Origin of the sequence: Flavobacterium limicola, assembly GCF_003634755.1 — a bacterium.
GTDB classification, from domain to species: Bacteria; Bacteroidota; Bacteroidia; order Flavobacteriales; family Flavobacteriaceae; genus Flavobacterium; species Flavobacterium limicola.
Genome location: NZ_RBXA01000001.1, coordinates 100,703 through 120,067, shown reverse-complemented (window position 1 = coordinate 120,067; position 19,365 = coordinate 100,703). Strand labels below are relative to the sequence as shown.

Here is a 19,365-nt window from a genome sequence, read left to right as displayed (position 1 = left end):
AGATTATAGATAGATTTGAAGTTGTACTACGAATTCCCCTTTTGATCCTGAGATGTTAGATGGAGTCGTGTAAACGGGTCTTGTTGAATATTGCGCGGTTATTTTAGCATGTTGTCCATCCAAGAAAAAGTTGGTTCCAAGATCAAATTGAGTACTTGACTTATCTAAAGCGTCAAAGCTTTTGTAAGTAAAAGCTCCAAAAGGCTGTACGCGTACTTTAGGTTTGTCTACTTTGCTTGGTAATAAAATTCCCGCTTGTGTGTACCAGATATTTCCTGATCCAATAGTAGCTTGTGCATTTCCAGGTCCCGCCAAAGCTCTGCTTCCTGTAAAGTTTGGGTCAACGGATCCAATATTCATAATGGCTACGTTACGCAAATAATTTGGACCGAAATCATAATCGTAGAAAACACTGTATCCGGTTACAGCCATTTTGTTTTCTTTTTTTCCAATAGGTAAATCAAGAAAAACATCTGCTGCAAAAAGATTGATGTTGTGTTTGCTGATAGTACTGTTAACCGAAGATTTGGTTGCGTCAGGTGCCGTATAAAAACCAGCGCCAATATTGAATACTTTTTTAGTTCCTAAATAGCTTCCTACTTTGTAAGGCAATAAATTAGCTTCCTGATCTAAAAATTGATATTCGAAATAACCGGCTTTTGACCATTTCGTATTTCCGCTGTTGTCAACTGCTACTGCGTTATCTGCTACAGTTGCGTCAGTGGGAACTAAGTTTGTGGCGTAAGGTTTGTTGTAACTCAAACGGTATTCTAATTTACCATATTTTCCTTTAGCAAATAGACCCATTTGTCTGGCAAACTGATCTGAATTTTCTATTAAAGGCCAGTTGAAGATAGGAGCGTCAATTGTTAAAAAGTTCAGTGTAGAAGCCATTGTTGCTCTCGATAATCCCATGTAATAATGCAGTCCTCCACCAAGCGATAGGCTGAATTTTTTGTCTTTTTCAGGTAAAACTAATGCGTATTCGTTCCAAGCATCGTGAAAAAACAAACCTGGTTTTTTTCCGGCACCGTATCCGCCAGTTCCAGAAGTTCCCGCTGCACCACCATTAGTAAAGGTTTGATTGTTGATTCCAAAGTGCGTTACAATCATGTATCTTTTAGATAATTGAGAGTAGGTCAGAAAACGCAAACGTCTGTTTCCAATGTCGGTTCCGGTTGTTGCCGCTTCATTTCCAATCATTGTTCCAGGGTTCATTTGGCTGGAACGAAACCATATTTGGTTCCATGCAATAAATCGCATGTATTTTGAACCATCTTCGTTCAAATTGAATTTCATTCCGCTGCCGTAATCAGTGGAGCCTTGTGAAAAACTTTTTAGTGATAGTAAGAGTACTGCCGCTATAAAAAATATTTTTTTCATAAATAAAATTTTGGTTATTAAATGGTTGGTTAATAAAGTGCCAAATTCTATTATTTTATTCTAAAAAAAAATTTAGATATATTTATGTGTAAAGTATATAGCTAATCTTTGAATCTTTCCCATTTTATGAGCATAAATTTGTCTCCAAGCTCTGTTATAATCATTCCTGCTCCGGAAAGAAGTTCTTTGTTTTTGAGGTATTCAATAAGTTCTAAATGGCTTAAAATCTTATAAGTAGGATGGTAATTGGCATGCGATGGTTTTTTTATATTAAAGGCTTTGACCCAGTTGCTTACAGTGACATGGGAAACACCTATAATTCGCTCTATTTCACGAAAGCTTAAGCCTTCAAGGTAGAGCTGTAATGCCTTGGTAACATAATAATCATCTATCTTTTTCCCGATTTTATTGACTGTAAAAAAATAATTACATTTTTTACATAAGTACCTTTGTTTACTGTTGATTATGCCGCTTTTTGTGATTTGGTTACCTTGGCATTTCGGGCAGGTTAAAATCTCCATATATATAAATTTTGCATAAATATAATAAATTAGCAACTATTGTTATTTGAATTTCGCAAAAAAATTAGAAAAAAAATACGAACCCTTTATTTTTGTTGAATTATTGGTGCATTTTTAGTAAATTAAATTGCTTTGTGAAAGAGTTTGATTTTTAAAACCAATCGTTGTCTGATGGAATAATTTTCAACATATATGGAGAGTTAAGCTGTATTTTTTTGATTTCGCTAAACGAGTGTGGGAATTTAATAGTCGTTTAAAAATAGAAACATTCTTTCGTATTGGTGTGAATTTTTATTTAAGAAGATGAAGGATATTTTAGAGAAAGGTATAAAAACAAAAAACCCGAATATTTCTATTCGGGTTTTGTGGTACCTCCAGGGATCGAACCAGGGACACATGGATTTTCAGTCCATTGCTCTACCATCTGAGCTAAGGTACCTCGCTATTGCGGGTGCAAATATAGGATGATTTTTAGTTTATCCAAAACATTTTTTAAAAAAAATCAATTCGTACCTTCGCAACATCAAAAAACAAATTATGATTTTAGTTATCGATGTGGGAAATACCAGAATTAAAGGCGCTGTATTTGAGGGTGCTATACTTTTGGAAATTTTTGTTTTTACCAAAATTGAACTTCAAAAAAATATTGAAATTATTTTAAAAAAGTTTAAAAAAGTATCAGATTTAGTGGTTTCATCAGTGGGTGATGTCGAAAAACTATCTTTTCTAGCATTTGAGAACATCTTAAATGTTCATTTTATTTCGAATACGGATCCTTTTCCGTTCCAGAATAAATATGCCACACCACAAACTTTGGGAATTGACAGAATGGTACTTGCTGCCGGAGCGACATTGCAGTTTCCGAATCAAAACAGACTGGTTATTGATGCAGGAACTTGTGTGACATTCGATTTTATAGATCAAGATAATAATTATCTTGGCGGAGCAATAGCGCCAGGATTACGATTACGGTACGAATCCTTACACAATTACACTGCGAAATTGCCTTTGTTAGCATTGGAAAACCCAGAAAATTTAATTGGAAATTCAACTTCAGATTCCATTCATTCCGGTGTAGTAAATGGATTAGTCTATGAAATTGATGGTTTCATAAATGAATATAGGGCTCGGTATTTAAATTTTATAATAATTTTAACGGGTGGGGACACAGATTTTTTGGCTAAACGATTAAAAAATACCATATTTGCCAATTCAAATTTTCTTTTAGAGAGTTTGAACCAAACATTTCAATATAAAATTAAAAATGATTAAAAAAATTATAATAGTTGCATGTCTGTTTTTGTCATTAGTATCTTTTGCTCAAGAAGGAACTGCATCCCCGTACTCCTTTTATGGAATAGGTGATATAAGGTTCAGAGGAACCGTTGAGAGTCGTTCTATGGGTGGAGTAGCCGTTGAGCAAGATAGTATTCATATTAATTTAGAGAATCCGGCAAGCTATTCTAATTTAAAGTTAACGTCATTCACTATTGGAGGAACTTATAATTCTACAAATCTAAAAACAGATTCTGAGTCTGCAAAGGCAACAAGAACTACCTTGGATTATTTAGCAGTTGGTTTGCCTTTAGGTAAATTTGGAGTGGGCTTTGGATTGATTCCATATTCATCTGTTGGGTATAAAATTGAATCTATATCTGGAGACAATACTGACAATAGTAGAAGATTTAATGGTACTGGGGGTCTTAATAAAGCTTTTTTAGGAGTTGGATATAAGATTGCAACAAACTTTAGCATTGGTGCGGATGTTAATTATAATTTTGGAAAAATTGAAACGAATAGTTTGGAATTTATTCCTAATGTATCCGCAGGGACCAGTGAATTTAATTCAGCAGATTTGTCTGGGGTAAATTTTAATATTGGGATGATGTATCAGACTAAAATCAATAAAAAATTAAGCGTCTTTAGTAGTGTGAATTATACTTTGCAAGGTAATTTGAAATCTCAAAACACCAGAAATATTTCCACGGTGATTTATGATTCCAGTTTTAATTTGCAAATTGTAGATCCACTTGGAGAACAAACAAATCAAACAGACGTAAAGTTGCCAAGCAGGTTGTCTGTTTCTGCAGGTATTGGAGAATCTAAAAAATGGGTTTTTGGAGGAAAAATAGCGTATCAAAAAAATTCAGGACAACAAAATTATTATAATATAGCAGACAATGTTGGTTACGGTAGGTATGGGAGTGTAAGTTTGGGAGGTTATTATATTCCAAATTACAATTCATTTACTAGTTACGCAAAAAGAATTGTTTACAGAGGTGGTTTGAGATATGAAAAAACAGGGTTAATGGTGAATTCACAATCTATTAATGATATGGGATTGACTCTTGGACTTGGATTGCCGTTGAATGGAACATTTTCGAATGTAAATATTGGTTTCGAATTAGGGAAAAAAGGGACGACAGAGTCTAATCTGGTGCAAGAAAATTATGCTAATTTGAGTGTCAGTTTTTCACTTAATGATACATGGTTCGTAAAACGAAAATTTAATTAAAAACAAGAATTGGGTAAGTATTGCCAAACTTCTTTGTCGATTATAGCATATGACTTTAGTCCAAAAATATTATATTAAATCAGTTGTCACAGTTTTTGCTGTGACACTGTTTTTTGGGTGCGAAAGTAATTTTAAAGAAATACAAAAGATAAATTTTTCAGAATTTATACCTACAAGTGATGCGGATGTTGTTAATCTGAAATACACGGATTCAGGTCGTATTACAGCTATTTTGATAAGTTCGAAAATGTTGGATTATTCGAATATTGATTTTCCTTTCACGGAGTTTCCAAAAGGGATAGATGTTACTTTATTTGATAAAAAAGCGAAGAAAACATTTATTAAGTCAAATTATGCTATTTCTTACAAAGGCACCAGCATTATTGATTTGCAGGGAAAAGTAAAAATTTTTACGCAAGAGGGTCAAACTCTTGAAACAGAGCAGTTGTATTTTGATCAAAAAAATGAATGGTTTTTTACGGAAAGAAAATTTAAATTTTCAGATCCCAAAGGCGTTTCGAACGGTCAAGGAATCGATTTTAGTAAAGATTTTAAAGTGATTAATTCGCAAAAAATAACAGGCGAAGTAGAAACCGCCGAATAATATAATAATTATGAATTATTTAAAATACACACAATACGTTTATCTTATTTTTGGAGCATTTTTTATTTATGATGGCTTTACTAAACTAAATGATCCTACTGGCACACCTTGGTTGAGTTTTATGGTTGCAGGATTGGCGATTTTTATGTTTTTCTTCAGAAGAAAATTTGCTAAAAAAGCCGAAGAACGAAATAAAAAATCCTAATTTATGGAAGTTAGTATTATCATATTCTGTCTAATACTAAGTGCTTTTTTTTCAGGAATGGAGATAGCCTTTGTCTCTTCTAATAAGATATATCTTGAGATTGAAAAAAAACAAGATAATTTTCTTTCAAAAATTCTCACTAAACTCACTGCAAAACCCTCTAAATTTATTGTTGCCATGCTCATTGGAAACAATATAGTGATGGTGGTTTATGGTTTTTTTATGGGCGAACTAGTGATGAGATGGTTTCTTGCTTTGGGATATCAATTTTCTGATTTGTTGAATTTGATATTACAAACACTCATCTCTACGATAATAGTATTGATTACTGCCGAGTTTTTCCCTAAAGTTTTTTTTCAAATTTACGCCAATTCGCTGTTTAAATTCTTTGCGATTCCAGCCTATTTCTTTTACACTTTTTTCTATTTTATCTCTACATTTTTTATTTGGGTTTCCGATCTTATTTTGAAAAAATTCTTCAAAACAGAAGGAGATAATGTACAGCTTTATTTTAGTAAAATCGAACTTGGGAATTATATTACGGAACAAATGAGTAGCGTGGAAGATAACGAAACAGTAGATTCTGAAATATTAATGTTTCAAAATGCATTGGAATTTTCAGGTGTTAAGGCCAGAGATGTGATGACGCCCCGCACTGAAATAATAGCCGTTGATTTGTTTGATTCAATCGTGGAACTGAAAGAATTATTTATAAAAACGGGTTATTCTAAAATAGTAGTATACCAAAATTCACTCGACGATATTATTGGATACGTTCATTCATTTGATTTGTTTAAAAAACCAAATAGTATTAATGAAATTGTTATTTTGGTAGAGTTTGTCCCCGAAACAATGTTCATAAAAGACGCTATGAGTTTGCTTACCAAAAAGCGAAAAAGTGTTGCCGTTGTATTAGATGAATATGGTGGAACGTCAGGTATTATTACTATTGAGGACATTGTGGAAGAGCTTTTTGGAGAGATTGAGGATGAGCACGATTCAGATGAGGAATTGATAGAAAAAGAGTTGGGCGAAGGTGTTTTTGTATTCTCAGCTCGCTTTGATGTGGAATATTTAAATCAAACCTATAAGCTTCAAATTCCAGAGAGTGATTCTTACGGAACACTTGGCGGTTTTATTGTTGATTTTACGAAAGAAATTCCGCAAAAAGGGGAGATAATCACCATTGGAATCTATCGTTTTGTTGTTGAAGAAGCTACAAATAAGAAAATAGAATTAGTAAAAATGACCGTGCAAGAGTGATTTTTATTATGAAAATAAAAATTCTTGCAAAATAAAACGCTACTAGTATAATTATTAATTAGATAATTGTATTTTCGCAAACTGAATATAAAAATTAACAACAATAAAATGGCAGTTTTACAAAAAATTAGACAACGTTCACTTCTTCTGATACTCGTTATCGGGTTTTGTTTATTAGCATTTATCATAGGTGATATATTCAACAGTGGTGGTTTCAACAGTACATCAAAAGATGTAGGAAGCATCGATGGAAAAGATATTTCATTCGAAGATTTTAGAGTTAAAGTTAGTAATGTTGAAAAAAGTGGTCAAGGCATAACTTCAACTGAAGCAGCTAACAGAGTTTGGGAGCAAGAAGTTTCTGTTGCTTTGCTAACTTCTGAATTTGAAAAATTAGGATTGAGAGTTGGTGAAAAGCATTTATTGGAAGTGTTGAAAGCGGATCAAAATATTGGTGGAAATCCATTGTTTTTAAATGCTGCCGGTGTTTTTGATGTTGCTAAATTCAAAGAGTATTTCAAAGCTAATCCTGCACAAGCTCAGTTTTTGAAAGACAGAGAAAAAGACGCTGACTTAAACGCTAAATATCAAATGTACAATACAATGATTAAAGCGGCAGTTTTTACAACTGAAAGCGAAGGGAAGTTGAAATATGAAATGGAAGCTAATAAAGTAAACTTTGCTTATGTTGCCGGTTTATATTCTACAATTAAAGACAGTGAAGTAAAAATCTCTGATTCGGAGATTGTTGATTTCATGAAGAAAAATGAGAAAAAATACAAAGCGGACGAATCTCGTGAAGTCGAATATGTTTTGATTGAAGACAAAGCATCTCCTGCGGATGAAGCTGAAGTGAAATCAAAAATAAATTCATTGTTGACCGGAAGTGTGGTGTACAACCAAGCGACTGGAAAGAATGATACTCTACCTGGATTTAGAACAACGACCAATACAATTGAGTTTGTAAATTCAAATTCAGATGTTCCTTACGATTCAACTTACATTGCTAAAAAAGATTTACCGGCTATAGATGCTGATAAATTATTTAATCTTGCCCCAGGTGCAGTTTATGGTCCATACATGTTTGGTAACTATTACTGTATTTCAAAATCTATGGGAATGAAATCAGGAGTTAATGCAAAAGCAAGTCATATTTTAATTGGTTACGAAGGATCACAAGTTCCTAACCAAAAAGAAAAAAGAACAAAAGAACAAGCGAAAGCAAAAGCAGAAAGTATTTTGGCGCAAGTAAATGCTAGTCCAGATAGTTTCTTGATGTTGGCATTCACTAATTCTGATGATTCATCAGCACAACAAGGGGGTGATTTAGGTTATTTTGGTCCAAACCAAATGGTGAAACCTTTCAATGATTTTGTTTTTAATAACGGTATTGGTAAAGTTGGTTTAGTTCAAACTGATTTTGGTTTTCATATTATTAAAATTACCGACAAACAAGACGGAATTCGTTTAGCTACTGTAGCTCAAAAGATAGAAGCTTCAGAAGTTACTTCTGATAGAATATTTACACAAGCAACCAAATTTGAAATGGATGCTGCTGATAAAGATTTTAATAAAGTTGCAAAAGAAATGGGACTTAAAGTTGCTCCAGCTGTTTCTGTAAAAGGAATGGATGAGAACTTTGGAACACTAGGAAATCAGAGAACTATCGTGAGATGGGCATTTGAAGACGGAGTTAAAGAAGGATCTGTAAAAAGATTTGAAGTGGCTAATGTTGGACACGTTATTGCAAAGTTGAAAAGTATTGATAAATCAGGTTTAGTTGCCGTTTCAGTAGCGAGACCTTATGTAGAACAAATACTAAAAAACAAGAAAAAAGCAGAACTGATCAAAGCTAAAATGAATGGTTCTTCACTTGAAGCAATTGCGAAAGCAGTAGGTGGAACGGTGCAACAAGCAACTGGTCTTACTATGGAAAATGCAATGTTGCCAAATGTTGGTCCAGAGCCAAAAGTAGTGGGTAATGCATTTGCTTTAACAGCAAATAAAATGTCTGCTCCAATTGAAGGAAATACTGGAGTTTATGTAGTGAAAAACATAAGTACAGTTAAAGCACCAGTTTTAAAAAGCCACGCTGCTTATGTCACTAAATTGAAAGCACAAAGCGCTTCAGATGCAAATAGAGTACTTCCTGCATTGAAAGCTAATGCTAAAATTGAAGATAACAGACAAGATTTTAATTACTAGTTAAAAAGTAATTAATCAAAATAAAAATCCCGATACATGCTGAATGTATCGGGATTTTGCTTTTAATAGGTTTTTATTGAATGGATGTAATTATAAAAACTAAGATAAAATCATTTCGTCATAAGGAATTATAGTTTGATATCCTTTTGAGATAAAATAATGGCTCGGATTTTCAGTTGCAATTGCCATAACAAAATCACCTCCCCAAGCTCCCAGACTTTTTATCACACCATTAAAATCAGGAAACAAAGATTCTTTTATCGTTTGTGTTTCCAGAATAATGCTCATTTGCACCTCGTGTTTTTGTATTGCTGAAGCAAAAGATTGAATTGTAGTAGTATTCAAAACTTCAGAAGTTATCACGTCATTTAAAGCGATTGTTCTCGGCAGATTATTCTTTTTATTCATGTTGTAAGCAGCTATTGCGCTTTTACTGCTTTGCTTTTTATTCAGATATACAAAGTAAAGGTTTTTAGTAAAATCCGGACTAAAAGATACTTTTTCAACTGTAGGATTTCCTTGTTCCAATTTATATACAATTGGATTGTCGTTTTGCGCGCATGCAATATCATAACCACTACCTCCAAAACTGTTTTTAAGCAATGTGAAAGCATCAATTTGCAACCATTGGGCAATGTTGTTTATCAAAGTCGATGAAGTTCCCAGACCCCAGCTTTTTGGAAATCCTAATTCTGTTGTAATTGTGTATCCATTTGAATTTAAAATAAAGTCAGGATTTAGTTTAAAAGCTTCGTGTAAAATGGTCATAAGTGTAGCCTTGACCGATTCGTTTTCAGGATTAACCTTTTTAGAAATATCAGAGAATAAAAGAGTGTCTTCAAACCAAATGCTTCCATCCGCATCATAACTCTTCCAGATGATTTCTTTATTACTTCCTTCTTCAATAATAAGATTTTGTCCCATTTTTGTGGGTAATGCAAAGGCTTTGGCACCATCAAGAACTAGATATTCTCCTGTGATTAAAAGTTTTCCGTTACTGTAGAATGTTTTTTTCATTGTCTTATTTTAATCCCTATCAGGGTTCAAAACCCTGATAGGGCTGTCGGAAATCTATATTATTTTCTTAAACTTTCAATATATGTAACCACAGCGCTATGCGATACGGTATTTTTTTTGAAATATTTCTGGATTAAAATACGTTCGTCATCGGTGGCTTCAAACTGGTTGATGATGTTATTCAAATGCATTTTCATGTGTCCTTCTTGAATTCCGGTTGTAGTCAAGGAACGTAAAGCGGCAAAGTTTTGTGCTAAACCCGCTACGGCTACAAACTGCATTAATTCCTTGGCTGATGGTTTTTCTAACATTTCCAAGGACAATTTTACTAACGGATGTAAGGAAGTCAAACCTCCAACAGTTCCTAGTGCTAAAGGAATTTCCAACCAAAAAGTAAAAATACCATTTTCGATTTTAGCATGGGAAAGACTGGAATACTTTCCGTTTCGGGAAGCGTAGGCGTGAATTCCGGCTTCAACGGCGCGGAAATCATTTCCTGTTGCCAAAACTACAGCATCCACTCCGTTCATGATTCCTTTATTGTGTGTTACGGCACGATACGGCTCGACTTCGGCGATTTGAACGGCTTGCACAAATTTCTCGGCAAATTCTTTAGGGTTTAGAATGTGTTTCTCTTCTAATTCTTCAATTGGACAAGAAACTTCGGCTCTTACGATGCAATTTGGAACATAATTCGAAAGAATGCTCATTACGACTTCAATCTCTTTCTCCGTTTCTGTAAATAAAGCATAATTATGCGCTTCTTCTTTTAATGTTTTGGAAAATTGTTCCAAACACGAATTGATGAAATTTGCTCCCATGCTATCTTTAGTTTCAAAAGTGGCATGAAGCTGAAAATAATTTGGTAATAAATCGGTTTTGTCTTTTAGAACAATGTCTAAAATTCCTCCACCGCGTTTTTGCATATTTGTGGTAATCGACTCGGTTTCTGAAAAGAATTTGCTTTTGTTTTGGGCAAAAAACAAGTTCAATTTTGAAACATCACCTTTATAGATAAAATGAACCTGACCAATTTTTTCGGTATTGATTACGGTTGCTTTAAATCCGCCTCGCGTGGACCAAAATTTAGCGGCTTTTGCGGCAGCGGCAACCACAGAGCTTTCTTCAATAGCCATCGGAATGGTGCTGTATTTTCCATTAATCAGGAAATTAGGGGCAACTCCCAGTGGAATGTAGAAATTGGTTATCGTATTTTCGATGAATTCATCGTGTAATTTCTGTATTTTTTCATCAGAATTCCAATAGTTTTTCAACAAGGCGATGGCTTCTGTAGGTGTTGAAAAATATTGATTGGCAATCCATTTAATTTTTTCTTCTTTGGATAATTTAGAAAATCCGCTAATAGCCTTGTTCATTCTCAATTGATTATGGTGTAATTAGTTGCAAATATACGGTTTTAGCCGTTTTATTTACAATCAAATTATATTCAGTGAACGGTTATTTTTTATATTGCTTTTTACATTTAACATATAAAATGACCGATAATTGTAATTTTTTCACTAAAATTGACGGTTTTTATCTTTAAATAAATACTATGTATTCGAAAAAAATTATAGCGTTATTTTTATTCTTGTGTTTTACGGTTGTTGGTCAACAAAAAATCACAATTGATGAACTTTATAACGGTACATTTCGTGCTCAGGGAATGGATGAATTGCAGTCGTTGAAAAACACAAACCAGTACACGGTTTTGAATGCGGACAGACAGTCCAGAAGCATGCAGATTGATTTATATGATTTTGCAACTTTGAAGAAAGTGTCTACATTAATAGATACAAAAGCGCACAGAGAATTGTCTGGCGGGATTGATAGTTATACTTTTGACGCTTCAGAAAAAATGATTCTATTGGCTTGCAATACCAATCAAATCTTCCGCCACTCGTTTACTGCTGATTATTATTTATACGATATTGCTGGTAAAAAAATAAAAAAGTTATTTGATTTTCAGGTCCAAGAGCCTACTTTTTCACCTGATGGAAATAGGATTGCTTATGCCAAAGAAAATAATCTGTATGTATATGATTTAGCTACTGATAAATCGACTCCAATTACTACAGACGGACAAAAAAACAGCATTATCAACGGTATTACGGATTGGGTTTACGAAGAAGAATTTGCTTTTGTGAAAGCTTTCGATTGGAGTGCTGACAGCAAAAAAGTTGCCTACATCCGCTTTGACGAAAGTCAGGTGCCGGAATTTTCGATGTCCATGTTTGGAAAAGACTTGTATCCAACGATGCAAACCTTTAAATATCCAAAAGCCGGTGAGAAAAATGCGTTGGTTTCTTTACATATTTATGATGTTAATTCGAATGCGGTAAAAAATATAAATCTTGGTAATTATAACGATTTTTATATTGCCAGAATGAAATGGACAAATGACGCCAATATATTATCTGCGCAGGTATTGAATCGCCACCAAAACAATTTAGATTTGTTATTTATCGATGGAAATTCAGGAGCTGCAAAAGTAGTTTTGAACGAAAAAGATAAAGCGTATGTTGATGTGACAGACAATTTGACTTTTTTGAAAGACAACAGTTTTATTTGGACCAGCGAAAAAGACGGTTTCAATCATATTTATTTATATGACAAAAACGGAAAATTGAAAAATCAAGTGACCAAAGGAAAATGGGAAGTGACTAATTATTATGGTTTAGACGAGAAGACAAACACGGTTTTCTATCAGTCGGTGGAGAATGGATCCATCAACAGAGACGTTTACAAAATAAGTCTTGATGGAAAAAATAAAGTTCGTTTGTCTCAATTTACAGGAACGAATGCGGCGACTTTCAGCCCAAATTTTCAATACTACATTAATACGTTTTCTAGCGCGGCTCAACCTACAACTTACACGTTGAACGATGCTAAATTTGGCAAACAAGTTCAGGTTATAGAAAATAATGAATCTTTGGCTGCAAAGTTAAAAAGCTATGATTTACCGGCAAAAGAGTTTTTTGTTTTGAAAACAGCAAAAGGGAATGAACTAAATGCTTGGATGATTAAACCGAAAGATTTTGATCCGGCTAAAAAATATCCTGTTTTCATGTACCAATATTCTGGTCCGGGTTCCCAACAAGTAAACAATGAGTGGAATAGTACTGATGATTATTGGTTTATGATGTTGTCACAACAAGGTTATATTGTGGCTTGTGTTGACGGACGCGGAACTGGTTTTAAAGGTGCTGATTTCAAAAAAGTGACTCAATTGCAATTAGGAAAATACGAAGTGGAAGACCAAATAGATGCTGCCAAAGTAATAGGAAATTACGCATTTGTTGATAAAGCTAGAATTGGTATATTTGGCTGGTCTTATGGTGGTTTTATGGCTTCTAATTGTATTATGAAAGGGAATGATGTTTTCAAAATGGCAATTGCTGTAGCTCCGGTGACGAATTGGCGTTTTTATGATAGTGTGTATACGGAGCGTTACATGACGACACCGCAAGAGAATGCGAGTGGATACGATGATAATTCACCAATAAACCATGTGGATAAATTGAAAGGAAAATTTCTTTTGATTCACGGTTCGGGAGATGATAATGTGCATGTTCAAAACTCCATGCAAATGATGGAAGCTTTAATTCAAGCTAACAAACAATTTGATTCCCAAATTTATCCAGACAATAATCACGGGATTTACGGTGGAAAAACCAGAGTTCAGTTGTACACAAAAATGACTAATTTTATTAAAGAAAATTTATAACAGCGCTTTATGACAAACGACGCATTGAATAAGGAAGAATTTTTTGGACATCCAAAGGCGCTTTTTATATTGTTTTTTACCGAAATGTGGGAACGCTTCTCCTTTTATGGAATGAAAGCTTTGTTGATTTTTTATTTAACAAAGTACCATTTGTTTTCGGATTCTTCTGGGAATTTACTGATCGGAAGTTATGCTGCTTTGGTATACGCCGTTCCAGTTTTAGGTGGTTTTATAGCCGATAAGTATTTGGGATTTAGAAAAGCCATCGTTTTTGGTGGGATTATGTTAGTGTTAGGTCATATAGGAATGGCGTATGAAGGAAATGCCGCAACGCAATCCATAACTGGTGAAATTACGCGGGATGAAACCGCATTGCAAATATTTTACTTTTCATTATCATTAATTATTGTTGGTGTTGGTTTTCTAAAAGCCAATATCTCGTCATTAGTGGGAGAACTATATGAAAAAGGTGACAAAAGGAGAGATTCTGGATTTACCTTGTTTTACATGGGAATTAATTTAGGTTCTTTTATGGCTACACTAATTTGTGTTTGGCTAGGCGAAAAATACGGTTGGAGCTATGGTTTTGGTGCGGCTGGAGTCGGAATGTTTTTTGGATTATTGACCTTTATTTCCGGAAGAAAATTATTGATGGGAAAAGGAGAGTCAAACAACCCATCTTTCCTGGAAAACAAATCATTTGGACTTAAAAATGAGTGGTTGATTTATATTGGAAGTGTTTTGTCAACTTTATTGTTTTGGCAAATGGTCCAAAATCACGATGCAGTTTCATGGGCTTTGAAAATTGCAGGTGGAATTTCTTTTATCTATATCGTTTATTACGCAGCAACGCAACTCGATGGTAAAGCTCGTCACCAATTGATCGCTTTGACTATTCTGATTGTATTTACGATTGTCTTCTGGGCATTGTTTGAGCAAGCGTATACCTCCATGAATTTATTTGCTGACCGGATTTTAGACCGAACTATATTTGGTTATGAAGTCTCTGCTGGTCAATTCTTAAGTTTTAATGCCTTATTTATAATATTGTTAGCACCCGTTTTTGCTTGGATATGGCCAAAATTAGGGAAATACAATCCGAATACAGCCGTGAAATTTGCTTTTGCATTAGCTTTCGTTGGTTTAGGTTTTGGAGCATTAGTTATGGGTATCAATCTTTCTGGCGCAGGAAAAGTAGCAGCGATTTGGTTGATATTAGCTTATTTTTTACACACTTGTGGGGAATTGAGTTTGTCGCCGGTAGGACTTTCTGCGGTAACTAAATTATCACCGGCAAAAATAGTTGGTTTCATGATGGGCGTTTGGTTTTTGGCAACAGCCAGCTCCGAATTTATAGCGTCTATTTTAGCGAATATCGCTTCTGTAGATACTTCAAATGGTACAGCGCCTGATTTGAATTTAGCAAAACAAAGTTATTTAGTGCTTTTTGAATATTTATTTTACACAGGACTTGGTTTTGGATTACTACTATTAGTACTTTCGCCAATAATAAAAAAATTAATGCACGGAGTAGATAAAGAATTAAACAATTAATAATATGAGTCAAAATACTACAGATCAATTTTTTAAAAGTACCGTTTTAGGGCACCCTGCGGGATTATTCGTTTTGTTTTTCACAGAGATGTGGGAGCGTTTCTCATTCTACGGAATGCGTTCTTTATTGATATTATTTTTAACCGCTTCATTTACAGATGGTGGTTGGGAATGGACTCGTGAAAATGCTTCTGCATTATTTGGATCCTATGTAGGTTTGGTTTATTTATCGACTATGTTGGGTGGTTATTTCGCTGATAAAGTAATTGGTTTTAGATGGGCTGTCGTTGTTGGAGCCACTTTAATGACTTTAGGACACGCTTCTATGGCTGTCGAAACAGAATTTTCTATTTATTTAGGATTAGTATTGTTGGTTTTTGGAAATGGTTTCTTTAAACCAAACATGACTTCAATCGTATCTGAAATGTATAAAGACCGTCCTGAAAAGAAAGATGGTGCGTATACTTTGTTTTACATGGGTGTAAATGCCGGCGCATTCTTCGGGATTTTGCTTTGTGGTTATTTAGGTGAAAAAGTAGGTTGGACATACGGATTTGGTTTAGCCGGAATCTTCATGTTCTTTGGAATGTTACAGTTTTGGTTGTCTCAAAATATCTTTGGAGATATTGGTTTGAAGCCAAATAAAGAAAGCAAAGCAAAAGCTGAAGCTTTGGATACCGATAAAAGAAATCCTTTTTCTCCAATACAATTAGCAGCAATAGGTTTCTCTTCAATTTTAGCATTATTGTGGTTATTGAACGATCCAGCTTCTAAAATTTCAGGAGGTAAAGTGAATATTTTTTCATTCTTAGGACCTAATGGGAACTCTATAGCTATTGTTTCTGCATTAGTTGTATTCATTATCTTATTGGTTTACAGATTTACTCAATATTCAAAAATCACCAAGGAGAAATTAATTGCGGTTACATTTTTCGCATTTTTGACTATTTTCTTTTGGGCAATTTTTGAACAATCGCCAAACAGTTTAACCATTTTTGCCAGTGATTATACGGATCGTGTTTTAACCGGTAATTGGAGTGTGGTGTTTTTAGTGATGAATTCATTGATTACTATTTTGCCTTTAGTAATTATCACTTGGGTATTGATTTTATTATTCAAACAGACCTTTAAATTCTATGCGCTTGCAAATATTATTTTAAGCGTAAGTTTTATTATTATCTGGGCAATAGCTATCTGGATGTTAACAAAAGATTATTATACTGCTGGATATTTATCATTGTCAGATTCAACTTTACAAGCTTTAAAAATTGACAAAGTTACTACGGCATTAACAGAAGTTCCTGCAACTTGGTTCTCGACCTTAAACTCTTTGTTTATTATTTCATTAGCGCCGTTATTTTCTAAATGGTGGGAAAGTAAATACAATCCTTCTGCAAACTTGAAATACGGAATCGGAATGGGATTATTAGCGCTTGGAATGGCTTGTGTAGCTTTTGGCGCAAGCGGAATCGAAGCAGGTGCAAAAACCGCTTCAGTAAGTATGATTTGGTTGATTCTAGTGTATCTTTTCCATACTATGGCTGAATTGTGTATCTCTCCGGTTGGATTGTCTTACGTGAGTAAATTAGTTCCGGCTCGTATGATTGCGTTCATGTTTGGTGTTTGGTACTTAGCGGTTGCAATCGGGATGAAAGGTGCAGGTATGTTTGGAGAAAATATTGATAAAATTGCCAATGAACACGGATTGAGTTACTTCTTTTGGATGTTAACAATTATTTCCATTGTTGTTGCTTTATTCTCTGTTGCGATGACTCCGGTTATTAAAAAATTGATGCACGGTGTTCGATAAATTTTAGGCATCATTTTTGATTTTGAATCAATAAAATTATAAATATGAAGAAAATCATAGTTGCTTTGTTATTGTTTGCTGGCTCATTTGCCGCCGAAGCACAAGAATTAGTTTGGGAAACCAATGTCACTAAGGCAATGGCAATTTCCACTGAAACCAAGAAACCACTATTACTGTTTTTCACGGGAAGCGATTGGTGCGGATGGTGTATCCGTTTGCAAAAAGAAGTTTTGAAAACTCCAGAATTTGCGGCTTGGGCCAAGGAGAATGTGGTTTTAGTAGAATTGGATTATCCAAGGAAAGCGCCACAGACGGAGGAAATTAAAAAACAGAATAATGAATTGCAAATGGCTTTTGGAATTCAAGGTTTTCCAACAATCATATTGGCAAATGCTACTACAAAAGAAGGTAAAGTCAATTTTGAAGGTATAGGAAGTACAGGTTATGTTGCCGGTGGACCTTCAGCTTGGTTAGCTGTAGCAAATGGTTTTCTGAAAAAATAAAAATTCTTAATTCAATTTATAAAATCCCTTTTCACCAGTTGCGTGAAAAGGGATTTTCTGTTTTTCACAACTGGCTTTCCATAGTTTTTGTATGTTTTTAAAGTTGGATCCATCAGCGATAACTAATTTGGGTTTCATTATTTTGAACAAACGATCAGCGTTTATTTTAGCAGATTGTGTCAATACGATAATATCCGGCTTGATATTTTTAGGATAAATTCCCGAGCTGTCTAAAACAAAAATGTTCTTCCCATTAATGAATATGAAATTTTGAAGTCGTTTTTTCTGTTGTAAAGTGCTTAAGTTTCCAATGCGATAGGATTTTAAAAAACTGTTTTTTTGAGCGGTTTTCAAAATGCTGTCGTTGGCATAAACAATAATATTTTCTCCTTTTCTTTCTGTAATCAAGGTGTTTTTTGTACTGTTGAAAACTATTAATTCCTCTTCGTTTAGAATTTTATACTGTATTTTAAAATAAGATAATTGTAAAATAATGATGGATATTAAAATCACAGCCAATCTATTAAAGCTTGGTTTTTTGAACCATATGATTAAAGCAAACAATAGTAAGTAACCGCTGAACAACAAATAAAAATGAAGTGGAATGTCCTGAATAATGAATTGTTCCAAAGAGGCAATTGCATTGATGATTTTATTTAAATAATAAATGCTCCATTCCAGCAGTTGTGACAAGAATACGGGAATAATGTTGAACGCCGCCAAAAGCATCACCAAAACTCCCAGAATCATGATGAGGCTCAGTAGTGGAATAATGATCAGATTAGTAATAAAAAACAAACCCGGAAACTGATGGAAATAGTAAATGCTGAGGGGTAAAGTCCCAATTTGGGCCGCAAAGGAAACGGTCAATATATCCCAAATATATTTTGAAACTTTGTATTTCGGTTTCCAAATGGAGGATAAAAGTGGCTGCAGCCAAATGATGAAAAATAACGCAATGTAGCTTAATTGAAAACCAACATCAAATAGGAAAGAAGGCTCGAAAAGTAGAATCAACAATACAGAAACTAACAATGTATGGTAGATATTGACACTTCTGCGTAGATGATTTCCAATGGCGACAAAGGAAAACATGGTTACGGAACGCACTACTGAAGGTGCTAAACCCGCAATTATCCCGAACATGGATAAAGAGATAAGTATAGCGATTAACTTAATAAATGAACCTCGTTTTGTGTTGGGAATTGGTTTTAGAATAAAGGTTACAAATAGCAATATAAATCCAATGTGTAATCCGGAAACGGATAAAATATGAACAGCTCCCGCATATTGATAATCCCGAATAATGTCTGGTGAAATATCTTGTTGTTGTCCCATTATTAAAGCAATGGCAACGTTTAATTCTGTTTTGTTGAAGTTATTTTTTTCTAAATTCCGAATAATCCTTGTCCGTAATTTGGATGAATAATACCAAATGTCTTTCTCTATTTCAGTTCCAATTTTTATGTCTACAACATCAGCATACAGTTGCGCATAGATTTGTTTGTTTTCAAGGTATTTGCTGTAGTCAAATTGATTGGGATTGTTGGGCGGTTTGTTTTTTGTTAATGTGCCTTTTATTAGTAGCGAATTTCCAACTTGTAGAATATGATGTAAACTGTCATTTTGTATGTTCAATATGATTCTGCCGGTTTGTTCTTTCTGATCGATATGATTTACAATGGCGAGATAACGATCGCTAAACGGAGAACTTTTCATTTTTTCTCGAATCGTTAAAGAAATGAAATGAGGTTTTTCAAAAATAGCGGTATTGTGAATGTAATTACTATTTTGGAAATAATCGGTATGAGCTATTTGGCTTGAAATAGCGATGATAAAAGACAAGAGATAAGTTGCGACACCAAAATATAGGGATAGTTTGGTTTTGTTTTTTGACAAAAAATAGAACAAAATAAAAATACTTACGGAAGAGATAAGAGCAATAAAAACAGCCGAAATAGAAGGTTGCAGGTAAAAAGCAAAAAGTATACCTAATATAAACCCGATTGTTATTCTTGCCAGTGGGAAATGTAGTACTTTCATAGTTCTAAAGTACAC

Annotated in this window: 15 protein-coding genes and 1 tRNA gene; 10 read left to right on the top strand and 6 right to left on the bottom strand. The window is 34.1% G+C overall.

Annotation, left to right across the window (positions count from 1 at the left end):
- Positions 1-3: 3 nt before the first annotated feature.
- The 3 genes from BC952_RS00525 to BC952_RS00515 all read right to left on the bottom strand — a co-directional run bounded on the left by BC952_RS00525 (position 4) and on the right by BC952_RS00515 (position 2,343).
- Positions 4-1,383, bottom strand: coding sequence for a porin (locus BC952_RS00525; protein WP_121363786.1), 1,380 nt, complete (start codon positions 1,381-1,383; stop codon positions 4-6).
- Between the two features lie 101 nt (positions 1,384-1,484).
- Complete coding sequence (locus BC952_RS00520) at positions 1,485-1,904, bottom strand: IS1/IS1595 family N-terminal zinc-binding domain-containing protein (RefSeq protein WP_091173051.1); 420 nt, start codon at positions 1,902-1,904, stop codon at positions 1,485-1,487.
- Between the two features lie 366 nt (positions 1,905-2,270).
- Positions 2,271-2,343, bottom strand: a tRNA-Phe gene (locus BC952_RS00515).
- 98 nt (positions 2,344-2,441) lie between these two features.
- Here BC952_RS00515 and BC952_RS00510 point away from each other — a divergent pair.
- The 6 genes from BC952_RS00510 to BC952_RS00485 all read left to right on the top strand — a co-directional run bounded on the left by BC952_RS00510 (position 2,442) and on the right by BC952_RS00485 (position 8,696).
- The gene (locus BC952_RS00510) at positions 2,442-3,176 is read left to right on the top strand and encodes a type III pantothenate kinase (protein ID WP_121363785.1); all 735 of its coding nucleotides are present in this window, start codon (positions 2,442-2,444) and stop codon (positions 3,174-3,176) included.
- The gene (gene bamG, locus BC952_RS00505) at positions 3,169-4,419 is read left to right on the top strand and encodes a BamG family beta-barrel-assembly machinery protein (protein WP_121363783.1); all 1,251 of its coding nucleotides are present in this window, start codon (positions 3,169-3,171) and stop codon (positions 4,417-4,419) included. Before BC952_RS00510 ends, bamG begins: the two co-directional genes overlap by 8 nt.
- 49 nt (positions 4,420-4,468) lie before the next feature.
- Positions 4,469-5,023 (top strand): LPS export ABC transporter periplasmic protein LptC, encoded by a 555-nt coding sequence (gene lptC / locus BC952_RS00500; protein WP_091173061.1) that lies wholly within the window; start codon positions 4,469-4,471, stop codon positions 5,021-5,023.
- Between the two features lie 10 nt (positions 5,024-5,033).
- Entirely contained in the window at positions 5,034-5,228 is a 195-nt protein-coding gene (locus BC952_RS00495; RefSeq protein ID WP_121363782.1) for a hypothetical protein, read from the top strand.
- A gap of 3 nt (positions 5,229-5,231) precedes the next feature.
- Positions 5,232-6,491 (top strand): hemolysin family protein, encoded by a 1,260-nt coding sequence (locus tag BC952_RS00490; protein ID WP_121363781.1) that lies wholly within the window; start codon positions 5,232-5,234, stop codon positions 6,489-6,491.
- Positions 6,492-6,599: 108 nt separating this feature from the next.
- Entirely contained in the window at positions 6,600-8,696 is a 2,097-nt protein-coding gene (locus tag BC952_RS00485; RefSeq protein ID WP_121363779.1) for a peptidylprolyl isomerase, read from the top strand.
- Between the two features lie 99 nt (positions 8,697-8,795).
- Here the strand turns inward: BC952_RS00485 and BC952_RS00480 are convergent, their stop codons facing one another.
- The gene (locus BC952_RS00480; protein ID WP_121363778.1) at positions 8,796-9,713 is read right to left on the bottom strand and encodes a GYDIA family GHMP kinase; all 918 of its coding nucleotides are present in this window, start codon (positions 9,711-9,713) and stop codon (positions 8,796-8,798) included.
- Between the two features lie 59 nt (positions 9,714-9,772).
- The gene (locus tag BC952_RS00475) at positions 9,773-11,089 is read right to left on the bottom strand and encodes a hydroxymethylglutaryl-CoA reductase, degradative (protein ID WP_121363776.1); all 1,317 of its coding nucleotides are present in this window, start codon (positions 11,087-11,089) and stop codon (positions 9,773-9,775) included.
- A gap of 179 nt (positions 11,090-11,268) precedes the next feature.
- On the opposite strand from BC952_RS00475, the gene BC952_RS00470 reads away from it, so the two are divergent.
- Genes BC952_RS00470 through BC952_RS00455 form a run of 4 tightly spaced genes read left to right on the top strand, consistent with a single transcriptional unit; the run spans position 11,269 to position 17,307 of the window.
- On the top strand, positions 11,269-13,440 hold the full coding sequence (locus tag BC952_RS00470; RefSeq protein WP_121363775.1) for a S9 family peptidase: 2,172 nt from the start codon (positions 11,269-11,271) through the stop codon (positions 13,438-13,440).
- Positions 13,441-13,449: 9 nt separating this feature from the next.
- Positions 13,450-14,994, top strand: coding sequence for a peptide MFS transporter (locus tag BC952_RS00465; protein WP_121363774.1), 1,545 nt, complete (start codon positions 13,450-13,452; stop codon positions 14,992-14,994).
- Positions 14,995-14,998: 4 nt separating this feature from the next.
- Positions 14,999-16,804, top strand: coding sequence for a peptide MFS transporter (locus BC952_RS00460; RefSeq protein ID WP_113637560.1), 1,806 nt, complete (start codon positions 14,999-15,001; stop codon positions 16,802-16,804).
- Positions 16,805-16,848: 44 nt separating this feature from the next.
- Positions 16,849-17,307 (top strand): thioredoxin family protein, encoded by a 459-nt coding sequence (locus BC952_RS00455; protein ID WP_121363773.1) that lies wholly within the window; start codon positions 16,849-16,851, stop codon positions 17,305-17,307.
- 6 nt (positions 17,308-17,313) lie between these two features.
- On the opposite strand, the gene BC952_RS00450 is transcribed toward BC952_RS00455, so the two are convergent.
- On the bottom strand, positions 17,314-19,350 hold the full coding sequence (locus BC952_RS00450) for a ComEC/Rec2 family competence protein (protein ID WP_121363772.1): 2,037 nt from the start codon (positions 19,348-19,350) through the stop codon (positions 17,314-17,316).
- Positions 19,351-19,365 lie beyond the last annotated feature (15 nt).